At 46.4% G+C, this 14,361-nt stretch carries 11 protein-coding genes; 8 read left to right on the top strand and 3 right to left on the bottom strand.

Annotated features, from left to right (window positions below; genetic code table 11):
- Positions 1-131 precede the first annotated feature (131 nt).
- Positions 132-1,391, top strand: coding sequence for a tyrosine--tRNA ligase (tyrS, locus tag NST20_RS10460; protein ID WP_265114994.1), 1,260 nt, complete (start codon positions 132-134; stop codon positions 1,389-1,391).
- Positions 1,392-1,491: 100 nt separating this feature from the next.
- On the opposite strand, the gene NST20_RS10455 is transcribed toward tyrS, so the two are convergent.
- A complete protein-coding gene (locus NST20_RS10455; protein WP_014097716.1) occupies positions 1,492-2,865 on the bottom strand; it encodes a sigma-54-dependent Fis family transcriptional regulator in 1,374 nt (457 codons plus the stop codon).
- 181 nt (positions 2,866-3,046) lie between these two features.
- Between NST20_RS10455 and pruA the strand changes: the two genes are divergently transcribed.
- The 4 genes from pruA (at position 3,047) to NST20_RS10435 (ending at position 7,554) form a co-directional block, all read left to right on the top strand.
- Complete coding sequence (pruA, locus tag NST20_RS10450; RefSeq protein ID WP_014097717.1) at positions 3,047-4,594, top strand: L-glutamate gamma-semialdehyde dehydrogenase; 1,548 nt, start codon at positions 3,047-3,049, stop codon at positions 4,592-4,594.
- 16 nt (positions 4,595-4,610) lie between these two features.
- Complete coding sequence (locus NST20_RS10445; RefSeq protein WP_340702791.1) at positions 4,611-5,606, top strand: proline dehydrogenase family protein; 996 nt, start codon at positions 4,611-4,613, stop codon at positions 5,604-5,606.
- A 480-nt stretch (positions 5,607-6,086) separates the two neighbouring features.
- Positions 6,087-6,761: a hypothetical protein gene (locus NST20_RS10440; protein WP_013859953.1), complete on the top strand. Its 675-nt coding sequence runs from the start codon at positions 6,087-6,089 to the stop codon at positions 6,759-6,761.
- Positions 6,762-6,777: 16 nt separating this feature from the next.
- A complete protein-coding gene (locus tag NST20_RS10435) occupies positions 6,778-7,554 on the top strand; it encodes a hypothetical protein (RefSeq protein ID WP_013859952.1) in 777 nt (258 codons plus the stop codon).
- Positions 7,555-7,741: 187 nt separating this feature from the next.
- Here NST20_RS10435 and rpsD read toward each other — a convergent pair whose 3' ends face one another.
- Positions 7,742-8,344, bottom strand: a complete 603-nt coding sequence (gene rpsD, locus NST20_RS10430) for a 30S ribosomal protein S4 (protein ID WP_013859951.1) — start codon at positions 8,342-8,344, stop codon at positions 7,742-7,744.
- Positions 8,345-8,843: 499 nt separating this feature from the next.
- On the opposite strand from rpsD, the gene NST20_RS10425 reads away from it, so the two are divergent.
- Positions 8,844-10,715, top strand: a complete 1,872-nt coding sequence (locus tag NST20_RS10425) for a diguanylate cyclase (protein WP_342399402.1) — start codon at positions 8,844-8,846, stop codon at positions 10,713-10,715.
- 230 nt (positions 10,716-10,945) lie between these two features.
- Here NST20_RS10425 and NST20_RS10420 read toward each other — a convergent pair whose 3' ends face one another.
- On the bottom strand, positions 10,946-11,425 hold the full coding sequence (locus NST20_RS10420) for a GAF domain-containing protein (protein WP_013859949.1): 480 nt from the start codon (positions 11,423-11,425) through the stop codon (positions 10,946-10,948).
- A 162-nt stretch (positions 11,426-11,587) separates the two neighbouring features.
- Here NST20_RS10420 and refZ point away from each other — a divergent pair, with 162 nt between their 5' ends.
- Positions 11,588-12,226: a forespore capture DNA-binding protein RefZ gene (gene refZ / locus NST20_RS10415; protein ID WP_019720711.1), complete on the top strand. Its 639-nt coding sequence runs from the start codon at positions 11,588-11,590 to the stop codon at positions 12,224-12,226.
- Positions 12,227-12,522: 296 nt separating this feature from the next.
- Positions 12,523-14,223 (top strand): septation ring formation regulator EzrA, encoded by a 1,701-nt coding sequence (gene ezrA / locus NST20_RS10410; protein ID WP_342399401.1) that lies wholly within the window; start codon positions 12,523-12,525, stop codon positions 14,221-14,223.
- Positions 14,224-14,361 lie beyond the last annotated feature (138 nt).

Below are 14,361 nucleotides of genomic sequence, written 5' to 3'. Positions count from 1 at the left end.
AGGGGCGTTTTTCTGTTTTACAGGAAAAAGAAGGCAGCAACAGGTTCCTGCCCATTATCGCCGGATATAAGCCGGGCGCTGGAACCTGAATGCTGCCGGCATTTGAAATGGCACAAAAGGAGTGGTTTGAAATGGATTTACTCGAAGATTTAAAATGGCGGGGAATTGTTTACCAGCAGACAGACGAAGAAGGGCTCGCGGAGTTGCTTCAAAACCGGAAAGTGACCCTGTATTGCGGGATTGACCCGACAGGCGACAGCATGCATATCGGGCATCTGCTCCCGTACCTGACGCTGCGCCGTTTCCAGCAAGCGGGACACCGGCCGATTGTCGTGCTCGGCGGGGCAACCGGCATGATCGGCGACCCGAGCGGCAAGAAGGAAGAAAGAAAGCTGTTAACAGTTGAAAAGGTCAAGCAAAACGGCGAAGCATTGAAAAAACAGCTGGAACGCTTTTTTGATTTTGACGGCGAGTCAGGCGCTATCATGGTCAATAACTATGACTGGCACGGCTCGATGGATCTCGTTACTTTCCTGCGTGATTACGGAAAGCATATCGGCATCAACTACATGCTTGCAAAAGACACGATCGCATCACGGCTTGAAACCGGTATTTCGTTTACGGAATTTACATATACAATCCTCCAGGCCGTCGATTACTTTAACTTGTATAAACAATACAACTGCCGCCTGCAAATCGGCGGAAGCGACCAGTGGGGCAATATTACAAGCGGCCTTGAGCTGATCCGCAAGCTCGAACCGGAAGGAGAAAAAGCTTTCGGGCTTACCATTCCGCTTGTCACAAAAGCGGACGGCACAAAATTCGGGAAAACAGAAAGCGGCGCAGTCTGGCTCGATGCCGAGAAAACATCGCCATATGAGTTTTACCAGTTCTGGGTCAACACGGCTGACCTCGATGTCGTAAAATACTTGAAGTACTTCACCTTCTTGCCAAAAGAAGAAATCGAAGAGCTGGAAAAATCGGTTGAAACCGAACCGCATCTCCGCAAAGCCCAAAAAACGCTGGCCGCGGAAATGACAAAACTGATCCATGGGGAGGAAGCATTGCAGCAGGCTTTGAATATTACAGAAGCATTGTTCAGCGGCAATGTGAAGAAACTGTCGGCTGAAGAAATGAAGCAGGGATTTAAAGATGTTCCGTCATTCCAGCTTGAAAGCGAAGAACAAAAGCAGCTTGTGGAGTTGCTCGTTGCCGCCAAAATCTCCCCGTCAAAACGCCAGGCACGCGAAGATATCCAAAACGGCGCCATTTACGTAAACGGTGACCGCGTAACGGATCTCGGGTTTGTGTTGCAGGAAAAGGACAAAATCGGCGGCGAATTTACCGTTATTAGAAGAGGGAAGAAAAAATACTTTTTAATTAAACATTGAGGATATTAAGGGATGCACAATGAAGATGCCTGAAATGTGCATCCCTTTTTTATTGCTCCGATCGCGGCTTGCCCTTCTTCGTTTTTCCCGGCGGGGGAAGTCAGCTCCCAATTCCAAATTTTTTCAGCTTCTGATACAGGGTGACCCTTGAAATGCCAAGTTCTTTTGCTGCGGCGGATTTGTTCCCGCCTGCTTTGCGCAATGCTTTTTCAATGAGCTGTTTTTCCATATTTTCTTTTTCCACAGGCAAAGTGCCGCTTTCCGGGATGGCACTTCCGGACGGTTGGGTTTCATTTCCCTGGAAAAAGCGGAGAAGGGAGGCGCGGTCAATAAACGGCTTTTCTGATAGGATCACCATCCGTTCCATTAAATTCCGGAGCTCCCGGACATTCCCTGGCCAATGATACGCTTGCAGGAAAGAAAGGGCATCAGGGGCGAGTTCCGGTTCAGGCATCTTGTACTGGACGGCAAATTGTTTCAGAAAGTAGCGGGCGAGGACAGGAATATCGTCTGTGCGCACCCTTAATGGCGGCATCGTAATTTGAATAACATTTAACCGGTAATAAAGGTCCGACCTGAATGTCTTTTCTTTCATCATTTTTTCAATGTCTTGGTTGGTGGCGGCAATAAAACGGACATTGATTTTCCTGCCCGAAGCGTCGCCAATGCGGTAAATCACTTTTTCCTGCAGCACGCGCAGCAGCTTCACCTGCATATCTAGCGGCAGTTCGCCGATTTCGTCCAAAAACAGCGTACCCCCGTCCGCTTCTTCAATTTTTCCCGCTTTTCCTTTTTTCTCCGCACCCGTAAACGTGCCAGGTTCGTAGCCGAATAATTCGCTTTCAAACAGGGCGGAAGGGATCGAGCCGCAGTTCACCGGAATAAAAGGGCCGTTTTTCCGCGCGCTTGCTTCATGGATAGCGCGCGCGCATATTTCTTTCCCGGTGCCGGACTCGCCGAGAATAAGCGTGACGGCATCCGTTTTCGCCGCTTTCGCCGCAATTTGGATCGTATCCCGGAGCGCGCGGCTTTTCCCCTTTAATTTGGAAAAAGGCGTTTCTTCATAGCTTGTGTACATTTTTTGGCGCAGTTCATTCAGTTCTATGGAAGTGGAGACGAGATTGTCGTTCAGCCTAACAATCTGGGTGATATCGCGTTCCACGGATACCGCGCCGATCAGCCTGCCGCGGTTGTCAAAAATGGGCCGCGCATTGACGACGACATGCTTGTCGGGGCGGGGCCGATGATATTGGTCGGTAATACGGGCTTTTGTCCGCAGCACTTTGAGCACCATTAAATCATCATCGCGAAAAAAATCGGTAATTTTTTTGGTTAAGATCATTTCTTTTGGAATATTGTAGGTCCGGACGGCGGCATCATTCCAATAAATGACTTCCTTTTTTTCGTTTACGATCGTAATCGCATCATTTTCCGCCGATAATACCGCCTGCAAATAAGACAGTTCATTTGCCATTTCCGTCTTCCTCCCCTTTGTCGTGTAAAGGTATTGTACATTCGATTTACAATTGTGTAAATATATTGTACATAGAAAACGGTTTATTTTTTTGCGGATATAGGGAAACAGGGATGTTCCAGAAGTTGGCATGATTCTTGCATGGTATTAAGCCAGAACGAGGATGAAGGAGGTTTTTTCATTGGTCTTGCCTTTTAAACATGAACCATTAACGGATTTTAACCAGCCTGAAAACGTACAGGCGTTTCAAGCGGCACTTGAAAAAGTGCGTGCGGAACTCGGGAAGGAGTACCCGCTTGTAATAAACGGAGAACGGATTTTTACAGAGGATAAGCTCGTATCCGTCAATCCTGCGAATAAAGAACAGGTTGTCGGGAAAGTTTCGAAAGCATCGAAAGAACTGGTTGACAAAGCTTTCGAAGGCGCCAATGAGGCATTTCGCAGCTGGCGGAAAATGGCACCCGAAGCGCGAGCGAATGTGCTGTTCAAAGCCGCTGCGATTGCGCGCCGCCGCAAACATGAGCTGTCGGCGTGGCTTGTGTTTGATGCCGGCAAGCCGTGGAGCCAGGCGGACGGGGATACGGCGGAAGGAATCGACTTTTTGGAATACTACGGCCGCCAGATGCTTGAGCTTGCAAAGGGGCAGGAAATGGAACAGCGTGAAAATGAGCACAACACTTATTTTTATCAGCCGATGGGGCCGGGGGTGACCATTCCGCCGTGGAATTTTGCTTTCGCCATTGTTTGCGGCACGACGGTTGCCCCGCTTGTTGCCGGGAACCCGGTTCTGCTGAAGCCTTCGGAAAGCACGCCTGTTATTGCATACAAACTCGTTGAAATTTTGGAAGAAGCGGGGGTTCCGAAAGGCGTGCTCCAGTTTGTGCCGGGCGATCCGGCAGAAATCGGCGATTACCTGGTGGATCATCCGTCTGCCCATTGGATTAACTTTACGGGTTCCAAAGCAACGGGCCTGCGCATTTATGAACGGGCTGCGAAAGTGCAGAAGGACCAGCACTTTTTAAAACGGGTCGTTGCTGAAATGGGCGGCAAAGATACGATTATTGTCGATAAAGAAGCGGATCTCGATCTCGCCGCAGATGCGATTGTCCAGTCGGCATTCGGTTTTTCCGGCCAGAAATGTTCAGCCTGCTCGCGGGCAGTCGTGCATGAAGACGTATATGAAGAAGTGCTCGAAAAGGCGATCGCCCTTGCGAAAAACGTAACCGTCGGCGACCCGTCCGAAGAAAATGTGTACATGGGTGCTGTCATTAACGAAAAGCAGTTTAACAAGATTAAAAGTTATATAGAAATCGGCAAAGAAGAGGGCAAACTCGTCTTTGGCGGGGAAACGGATGGCGAAAAAGGATTTTTCGTTTACCCGGCGATTTTTAAAGATGTAAATCCAAAGGCACGGATCATGCAGGAAGAAATTTTCGGGCCGGTTGTCGCTTTTGCGAAAGGAAAAGATTTTGACGAACTGCTTGAAATTGCCAATAATACGGAATACGGTCTGACAGGCGCCGTCATTTCGAAAAACAGGGAGCATTTGGAACGCGCCCGGTACGAATTCCATGTCGGCAACCTGTATTTTAACCGGGGATGCACGGCGGCCGTTGTCGGTTACCAGCCGTTCGGCGGTTTTAAAATGTCCGGTACCGATTCGAAAGCGGGCGGCCCGGATTATTTGAAGCTGTTTATGGAAGCAAAGTCTGTATCGGAAATGTTTTAACGGGAGGGAAGGCGATATGGCAAATTTGACGAGGGATTTTTTCATCGGCCTTTCAAACAGCAGGTTTTTAAATAAAAGTGCGCAAAAATGGGGTTTTCGGTTCGGTGCTGAAAAATTTGTTGCGGGGACGGATATTGATTCCGTCACCCGGACCATCCGGGAAATGAATGCCCGCGGAATCAGCTGCACCGTTGACAATCTGGGCGAATTCGTATCGGAAAAATCGGAAGCGGCATCGGCGAAACAGCGTATCCTGCAAATGCTGGACAGGATCCATGAGGAGAACATGGACTGCCATATCTCGGTGAAACTGACCCAGCTCGGGCTGGATATTGACCGCACGTTTTGCCTGCAAAATATGGAAGACATTTTGGCGCGTGCAGCGGAATACGGGATTTTCATCAATATTGACATGGAAGATTATACCCATTTTCATGCTACAATAGAGGTGTTGAAAACCCTGCTTGAAACGTACCAAAATGTCGGGACAGTCATCCAGGCGTATTTGCGCAACGCCGAAGCGGTTATGGATGAACTGAAGGATGTCCGGCTCAGGATTGTAAAGGGCGCTTACAAAGAAAGCGAGACAGCCGCTTTTCAGTCAAAAGCGGAAATTGACCGGAACTATGTAAAGCTTGTAAAAAAACGGCTGCTCGGCGAGGCATATACGTCCATTGCCACCCATGACCACCACATCATTCGCGAACTGGAAGCATTTATTGAAGAAAACCAAATCCCACACAGCCGGTTTGAGTTTCAGATGCTGTACGGATTTCGCCAGGAGATGCAGTATGAACTGGCGAAAAAATACCATTTCACGACGTACATGCCGTTCGGAAATGACTGGTTCGGCTATTATATGCGGCGCCTTGCCGAACGCCCGCAAAATGTGAACCTGATTGTAAAGGATGCACTGTATACAAAAGATAATAAATTGAAAAAAGAACCGCTTCTCACCGCTGCCCTGACCGCTTCGCTTTTCATGCTGTGGCGACGCAAAAGGAAGAGGTAAGAAAAAGGCCGCTCCGCAAAGCAACCGTGCCCCGGGCGGCCTTTTCTATTTCATTTTGTTGATTTGTATTTCTATCCCGGCCGCGCCGTGCCTAACCCGGCATGGGCAAGCTATCAGTAAATTGTGCCACAACGGTGAAAACCAATGGCACGGACTCCTCTTTTTTTATTTTCCCGCACGGTTAAGGACTTTCCAGTTTGGACCAACCCAATTATGCATATTGGACTTCTTTCGGTTCAATTTTTGTAATCGAAAACATGTTCATTGCTTCCATTACATCACGTATACGTTCAATCGTAGCGCCATAGTATTCATTTCTTTCATCCCTTGATACTTGAGACGGGGCCACTCCCAGTCCGAAGATTATTTTTCAATAGTTTGACCGTATCGGAATTTGTCGAATGAATTTAGTGGATTTTTGGCGAACTTTATCTATATAATTTATTTAAAATATTAAAACAAAAAAGGGGGAATAAGCTAATGAATAGAAAAATTAAAATCTGTATTTTTTCATTCATTGCATTTGTAATGACAATAGTTGGTTATGGAGGTACGTCTAAAGCATTGGCAGATGACTCTGAATCAGAAGTTTCAGCAGTTTATGATATTAAAAATGGCGATCCCATAGCGGTTTCAAAAAACCAATGGGATGAATATCAAGAGGTGCAGGATTGGGAGGATGAACCCGATGTTCCATCAACCTATTTAAAAAAAGCTGTTGACATTTCCGAAAGACGTGCATGTATGGGTGGCTGGGCTTATTCCGCAACAAAACAAGGATATGCATTTTATAAGATAGTGGAGGGAACTCATTACCTTAATAGAACAAAAGACAATGTGACTATAACATCAACATTTACTGGTACACATTCCAAAAGCTCAACAGCAAGTGGAAAATTAGGTGGTGGTTGGAAACCTGTAAGTGCTGAAGTGGGATATAATGCCGACCGGACAGTATCATGGTCTAAATCTGATTCAGTGAAAATAACTGTCCGTCCTAAATATGAAGGATGGAATGATTATGGAACAAAACGTGATAAATGGTATGGCACGTATTACTATCTAAGCAATAGTTGTGTGCAATCAAAAAACGTTCAGCTCACCGTGTATATTCCGAAAGTGAAAGCAGTCGTTGCACACACAAAACATTTATAGATGAGGGGCAACGACCATGACACGGCCGATTTTTAGACACGCTTGTACAATTTTTGTGATGCTTCCCATTCTATTAAACGGTTGTTCAGCAAGTCATTCCGGTAACCAGGTGAAGCATGAAATACAGCCAAACCACACCAAGGCCAAGGAGAATAGCCAAGCGGCGTCCCTTAGTCTTGACCAAATGATGATGACTGAGGCATCAAAAGACGAACAGCAAACACCGCTCGATACCGTTACCCATGTGGTTAAATGGAAGTTTTCAGATGAAAAAGATGTTGTTCCTTCTAAGAAGAATATATTATGGGAAACCCATTTGGGAAGCGAAGCGGTCGTAGCAACCAAAGTACCAAAACTTAAAGATTCAAGATTGAATCTGTTTGCCCTGTCCTTTCATGACGGTAAGTGGGGAATAAAAAACGTGACAGATGCCCCTATTGATCGTTTGGAAGATCATGTTAAAGGTTTAACGCTTCCTATGCAAAAATATGCTGTAATCACCTCAGATTTTGATGGAAAATCGATATGGAACATCACAGACGGGAAAAGAACAGTCATGATTGCACTGTATCCCCAATTTTCCTTTTCCATGCCTGAAGGAACGAAAACCATTCCGTTTAAGGGCGATGAGGCTTTTGTAAATACTCGATCGAAAACGCAATCCTTGTTTTATTATTTTGACCAGGAAAAACTGATTTGGATCTATGGTGATTTGTCTGAAAGCGAAATCATAAAATTGGCTAATTCACTGCCAAGTGCTGGATCTCCCAGTTTTCCCGAAGCATCATCATAGACCCAAACCGGGAATGCCATCTGAGAAAATGTGATGCAGTGGTTTTTTATGATCCTCGATTAAGAGGGGAGGGCTTGGAAGTCTGAGGGCCATATCTTTCTGTTGGCTAATTTTTCACCTGTTTATAAATTTGTGTCTCAGAATATAAAAAAACCCCGGAACCAGAGCGGTTTCGGGGTTTTACACATTACCTGGAATAGAACTCAACGATTAACGATTCGTTAATTTCAGCCGGCAGTTCCGAGCGTTCAGGGAGGCGGCTGTAAGTCCCTTCAAGCTTGTCTGCATCAAAAGAAAGGTAATCCGGCACAAAAGTTGTCGTTTCGATCGCTTCTTTGATGACATCCAAGTTGCGGGATTTTTCGCGCACGCCGATCGTTTGCCCCGGTTCTACACGGTAAGACGGGATATCGACGCGTTTGCCGTCAACGAGAATATGCCCGTGGTTTACGAGCTGGCGTGCTTGGCGGCGTGTGCGAGCCAAACCGAGACGGTAAACAAGGTTATCAAGGCGTGATTCCAAAAGAACCATGAAATTTTCACCGTGTTTCCCTTGCATTTTGCCAGCTTTCAGGAAAGTGTTGTGGAATTGGCGTTCATTTAAGCCGTACATATGGCGAAGCTTTTGTTTTTCCTGCAATTGCAAGCCGTATTCAGACAATTTTCTGCGCTGATTCGGGCCGTGCTGCCCGGGTGCATAAGGGCGCTTCTCCAATTCTTTTCCGGTACCGCTTAAAGAAATCCCGAGACGGCGGGACAATTTCCAGCTTGGACCTGTATAACGAGCCATGAAAGACTCCTCCTTTGTTTTTATTTTGTTGTAAAATAAAAACAGATATCATGGACACTTCTTCATGCGTATTTTGTTTTCATGTACCATCGCCCCAGCAGCAGAGGGTTACACGATACACCTTGCATTCAGGCAAGGAACAAAATACAAACACAAAGCCGTCCAATAAGGCTGCATTATTTTACACAACGTTGATTATATGTTTTCAGAGAAAAAAAGTCAACAACAAATGCAAATTGGGCTGTGTTGCGACAAAAAATTTTCACATTCCGTTCGCGCGGCTTCATAACAGGACTTAAGACACAATATATACAGTATATCGGTTAGGCAGACTGTACATTTATAGTTCTTTTGCATTATAATGGTATTAATTTGACCGGTTTTTAACATTTTTACGTCTCCCGTGCAGTTTTTTGTTTTAATATTCTTCATTTTTAAGGCTCGCGCTTTTTATGCGTTTTTCGCTTTTATACGGAAACAGGGTCAGGGTGATTAGGAAATGGAAAAAAAGAAAGAAAATCATTTAATCCTATATTATAAGTCCCGTTTACTGGATTTAATGAATCTTGAGGCAGCAAGCAGCCTGGATGACTGGGTGGCGGTCGTGGCGGATGTGCTCAGCGCCGATCATATCGTATATTATAAGCCGGACAGCGAAAACACGAAGTTCTACAAAATATGCAGCTTTTATAATCCTTTCCGGCATGACGTCGAACTCGTCGTGCCCTCCGTAAAAATCAAAGCTTTAAAAACAGTCTCCCAGGTTGTCACAAATGGGAAACTGAAAAAGGATCCTTATTTAAAACAGTTTAACATTGCCTTTTTTATTCCGGAAAAAAATATGGAGGACGGCTGCCTGCTTCTTTCCATTCCAAACGAGCTGTTCGGGGAGCTGTCTGACGAGGATTTGCAGGCGTTTGTCAGGGAAAGCCGGAACTTCCTGCAGCTGAAGTATGAGTTGTCTGTTGTCGAAGCCGACAGAAAGCGTTACATCGAATTATTCCAAGTGACCGGAAAATTCCATTCTTCCATGGATACGGATACGATCCTTGCAGAAATCATTTACACGCTGAAAAGGCTGTACCCGGTTTTTGACTACACCTTAATGCTGTCGGACGATTACCACCACAATCTTGATTTGCCGATCAAGTCGCTGCAATATGATGCGGTCGACGAAATGGCGCTCGAATCATATGTAAACGGCCAGGTCCACCTTGCCACGGTATGGCGGACAAACGAAACGATGCTTTATGCGCCGCTAAGGGGAAAGCAGGGCGTGTATGGCGTGCTGCAGGTCATCACTTTTACCAACTATGAATTTAATCGCAGCGATTTGGAATTTATCAGCCTGCTGGCCAATACGGCGGGAAGTGCGCTTGAAAATGCCAAGCTGTACCAGCAGTCGATGCAGTCCATTGAAGAACTCCGCCTGATCAATTCGGTTTCCCGCCAGTTAAATAAAAGCGCGAATTTAAAAGAAACCGTCGATTTTTTAATGAAACAGATCTCCAGTTCATTTGATACCCAGGCAATCGGGTTCGTGATGATGGAGAATGGGAAAATGGACCTACTTGAAGGCAGCAGCCCCATTTTTGAAGAAAAGGAAGGCGCCCGTTATCTTGAATTTGCAAACCGTTCGTTTGCCGAAAAGAAAGAATCCCTGTTTATCAGCAATTTAAACCGGCGCTTTCCCGGCAGGAACTATCGTTTTTCTTCGCTGATGGCTGTCCCGATTATCCAGGAAGATGATTTAAAGGGGTTTTGCCTTGTTCTTCATGAAGCGCCTTACCATTTTTCTTTCGACAGGTTCAAACTTTTTCAGTCGCTTATTTATCAGTCGGGCATGGCCTTAACCAACTCCATGCTTCGCGAGCGGCTTGAAAAAATGGTGATTACCGATCATCTCACCCAGCTGTTTGCCAAAAATTACTTGAACAGCCGGATGGAAACTTCTATTGGTGAAGATGAGCAGGGCACGCTGATTTTGCTCGATATTGATGACTTTAAAAAAGTCAATGATACATACGGCCATCAAACCGGGGATGAAATTTTGATCCAGGTTGCAAAGCTGATCAAAGAAAACATTCGTTCAACCGATATCGGAGCAAGATGGGGCGGAGAGGAAATGGCGATTTATCTTCCCGGCGTGCCGCTTCAAACAGGGGTGCAGGTCGCCAAAAGGGTGCTTGCGGCTGTTCGGAAAAATACAAATCCTCCGGTTACCATTTCCTGCGGGGTGTCGTACTGGAATAAAGAGATGAATGAAACGGCGGAGTCCCTCTTTAACAGGGCGGACGCCGGATTGTACCATGCGAAAAGCCTCGGGAAAAACCAGGTTGTCATCAGCGATATGGAAATGAAGTCCAATTAGGGCGCACTGCAGCTGATTTCTTTTGTCAGCCGCCTTTAAAACCCCCCTTGCCGGATCCGGCAAGGGGGGCATTTTTTATGCATTTCGTTATTGTTGTAATATCTGCTTCAGGCCACAAACCCCGGCTGCCTGTGCCAAGTTCGTCCGGCCTGCGGATTTTGGGTTTGGGCATGGGGCTTTGCCAGCCAGTATCTTTTGCCGCCCTGATTTTTCAGCCTGCGAAACCAGCCTTACAGCACTTTTTCCAGCGCAGCGGCAAAAGCTGCCAGCCCTGCCTCATCTTCTGCATCAAAACGATTTTTTTCCGGGCTGTCGATATCCAAAACGCCGACCACTTCCCCGTTTTTCATAAGCGGTACGACAATTTCAGACTGGGAAGCGGCGTCACAGGCAATATGGCCTGAAAACTGCTGGACATCGGCGACCCGGAGCACCCGTTTTTCTTTCCAGGCTGTCCCGCACACCCCTTTCCCATACGGAAGCCGCACACAGGCCGGCAAACCCTGGAACGGCCCGAGGACGAGTTCATCCCCGGATGCGAAATAAAACCCAACCCAGTTCACCCGGTCAAGAAACTGGTTTAACAGCGCTGTAGCATTGCTTAAATTGGCAATTTTGTCCGGTTCGCCTTCTGTGAGCGCGATCAGCTGTTTTACGACAAGATCATACTTTTCTTTCTTCGTACCCTGGGCATTTTCTGCATGAAACATTGCCATCATCCTTACATCAGCAAATTTTTTAAAAACGGGGCGGGATTTTGTCGGAAAGTTTTTAAAGGAACCCCGGCCCGGCATATGGAATAGTACGGAATAGAATATTTTTAACACAAAAGGGGAAGCCCGGCAAGCAAAAAAGAGGAAAGGGTGGAACAAATGGACGGAAACAGCAGCGAAACAAAAGAAAAAATATTCAATACGGCGATTGCTTTATTTCATACGAAGGGCTATAAAGGAACGACGATCAGGGCGATTGCGGCTTCCGCAAAAGTCAATTCGGCCAATATTTCCTATTACTTTAACGGCAAGCAGGGGTTGCTGGAGGCGTGCTTTATCCGCTTTTTTGAACCGTATATTGCCTGCCTTGAAGAAGAAGTGCAAAATCTTTCGGAAGAAGGATTAAAACGGGCGGCCTTCCGCATCCTGCACTTTCAAAGCGAAAACCACCTGCTGTCCAGATTTGTATGGCGGGAAGTCACCGTTGATTCGCAAATTGTCCGCGAAATTTTGTCCACTTATTTCATGAAAGAGCGTTATTTATTGAAAAAACTTGCCAAGGCCTGGTGTGGGCCCGGAATCCAGGCGGGCAAACTGAACTTTCTCATGATCCAGCTGAAAAGCATGCTGTCGATGCCGTATTTAAACAGCCAGTACATTCGGGAAGTATGGGGCATGCAGCCGGAAGAACCGTATTTTGCCGAAAAATACGGCAAATCGGTTGCCGAATGGCTGGACAGCATCCGGCAAAACGCGGGGGCGCAGCCGGAACCGCTGCTGCTTGAAACCGCTTTTTAATGTGCCGGCCCGGACCGGTTGTTTTTAAATGCCGGCAGCTTTCCGAAAAAGCCCGCCGCCGTGCAAAAAATAAGCGCCGGCTTTTTTTATTTTGGGTGCGGAAAAAACCTTCCCCAAAATGAATCGGAAAATCTCGAATTTCATAGTCAAATATTGTCATTACATGGTATCATAGAATAAAAATAAACATACATGCCTATGGATATCGGGAAGGATTGCTCCGGTATTCATACATACATACATAATGAGCGGATATTAAGGTTTGATTTGTGGACGAACGGGAGGCTTTCAAGTTTATGATGTATGGCATCATTGGCGCTATTCTTTTGTTGCTCGTTTTATTGACTTGCGGTTTTTTTATCAGGAGGCAGTTTTACAAAGAGATTGACAAGCTTGAAGCATGGAAAATTGAAATCATGAACCGGCCTGTCACTGAAGAGCTGGGAAAAGTCAAACGGCTCAATATGGGCGGGGAGGCGGAAAGTTTATTTGAAGGCTGGCGCAAAGACTGGGAGGACCTTTTAAACGAGGAACTGCCGGCAGTGGAAGATAAGCTCTTTGAAATCGAGGAGCACACTGACAAATACCGTTTCAAAAAGGCGAAAGAAGTACAGGCGGGAGCAGAGGCGATTCTTCAAAATGCGGAACAAAAAATAAAAGATATACTGGACGGCGTCAATGAACTGATGGATGCCGAGAAAGAATCCCGGAAAGAAGTGGAAGAACTCGGGAAAATCTTCAAAGACTTGAAGAAACAGCTTCTGACACGGCGCCATACATACGGAAAAGGCATTAAAAGCCTTGACTTGAGAGTGGACGGCCTGGCGGAGAAATTTGTCCGTTACCATGAACTGACGGAAGCCGGTAACTACTTGGAGGCAAAGAAATTAGCCGATGAACTGAAAGCAGAAACAGAAACGTTGCAGGAGGATGCCAGGAAAATTCCGGATTTGCTGGCGGAAACGGAATCGCTTTTGCCGATGCAGTTTAGAGAATTGAAAGAGGGCTACAAAGAAATGGCTGCACAAGGTTTTGCGCTCGATCACCTGCAGTTTGATGAAGAAATGAAGGAACTTACAGAGAAGCTTTCGGCTTACCGGAAACAACTTGAACAGGCTGACACAGCGGATGTCGAGGAAGGCATCCGGGAAATCAAGGAAAGAATAGAAACGATTTACGATATTTTAGAAAAAGAAGCGTACGCGAAAAACTATGTGCTCAAGCATTTCCGTGAAGTGAAGGATATCCTGGATGAAGTACGGGAAGAAAACAAGCGCCTCAAAACAGAAACAGAATCCGTGCAAAAGACATACCAGCTGCATGAGGAAAGCATGGCCGTTCCAGCTGAGCTCGATAAACAATTGGAGAAACTGGCCGCGCGTTTGGCGGTCCTTGAAGTAAAAATTCCCGAAAACGAAACGATTTATTCCGTGTTAAGCGAACAGCTCAAAGAAATGGAAGGGCAGATTGAAAAACTGCGGGATGACCAGAAGACGTTTAACGAATTTTTGCAGAACCTGCGGAAAGAAGAAATGGAAGCACGCGCGAAGATCATGGGCTTGAAGCGGACAATCCAGGATATGCGCCGCCTTGTCGAAAGAAGCAATATTCCCGGGTTGCCGGACTCGTACCGCACCCTGTACGAAGCAGCCTGGAATGCGATTCGTGACACTGCCGAAAGCCTCCATGCCACGCCGCTAAACATGGAAAAGGTCAACCGCCATCTGCTGGAGGCGGAACAGGCAGTCGGAAACTTTGAAAAAAGCACGAAAGCTTTAATGGAAAATGTGCAGCTTGCTGAAAAAGTGATTCAATACGGCAACCGTTACCGCGCTAAATATAAGAAAGTGGCGGACGGGCTAGAGCGTGCAGAAGTGGCTTTCCGGCGCTATGATTATGAGAAGGCGCTTGAAGAAGCCGCAACGACAGTGGAAGCGGTGGAGCCCGGCGCATTGAAAAAAATTGAAAAAATGCTGGAAACTGAAGAATTACTTTGAAGCAAACGGAAAAAATACGGAGCGCTCCCCGTTTTTTTTCGTTTGCTTTTTTCTGCGCCTTTCAGCCGGCAGGCAGGCCTTTCATGCGGCTGATGCCAAACAGATGCACTCGTTTTTTGGCGCCTGGTTCTTTAACCT

The sequence above is a fragment of the Weizmannia sp. FSL W8-0676 genome, assembly GCF_038593015.1.
Lineage (GTDB): Bacteria > Bacillota > Bacilli > Bacillales > Bacillaceae_C > Weizmannia > Weizmannia coagulans.
This window is presented reverse-complemented; position numbering and strand designations above follow the sequence as displayed.

Bases quoted from the DNA above. Each gene is read 5' to 3' on its own strand.
- NST20_RS10455 (WP_014097716.1), bottom strand. From the start codon at position 2,865: ATGGCAAATGAACTGTCTTATTTGCAGGCGGTATTATCGGCGGAAAAT.
- tyrS (WP_265114994.1), top strand. From the start codon at position 132: ATGGATTTACTCGAAGATTTAAAATGGCGGGGAATTGTTTACCAGCAG.
- NST20_RS10435 (WP_013859952.1), top strand. From the start codon at position 6,778: ATGACACGGCCGATTTTTAGACACGCTTGTACAATTTTTGTGATGCTT.
- rpsD (WP_013859951.1), bottom strand. From the start codon at position 8,344: ATGGCTCGTTATACAGGTCCAAGCTGGAAATTGTCCCGCCGTCTCGGG.
- refZ (WP_019720711.1), top strand. From the start codon at position 11,588: ATGGACGGAAACAGCAGCGAAACAAAAGAAAAAATATTCAATACGGCG.
- NST20_RS10425 (WP_342399402.1), top strand. From the start codon at position 8,844: ATGGAAAAAAAGAAAGAAAATCATTTAATCCTATATTATAAGTCCCGT.
- NST20_RS10440 (WP_013859953.1), top strand. From the start codon at position 6,087: ATGAATAGAAAAATTAAAATCTGTATTTTTTCATTCATTGCATTTGTA.
- NST20_RS10420 (WP_013859949.1), bottom strand. From the start codon at position 11,425: ATGTTTCATGCAGAAAATGCCCAGGGTACGAAGAAAGAAAAGTATGAT.
- NST20_RS10445 (WP_340702791.1), top strand. From the start codon at position 4,611: ATGGCAAATTTGACGAGGGATTTTTTCATCGGCCTTTCAAACAGCAGG.
- ezrA (WP_342399401.1), top strand. From the start codon at position 12,523: ATGATGTATGGCATCATTGGCGCTATTCTTTTGTTGCTCGTTTTATTG.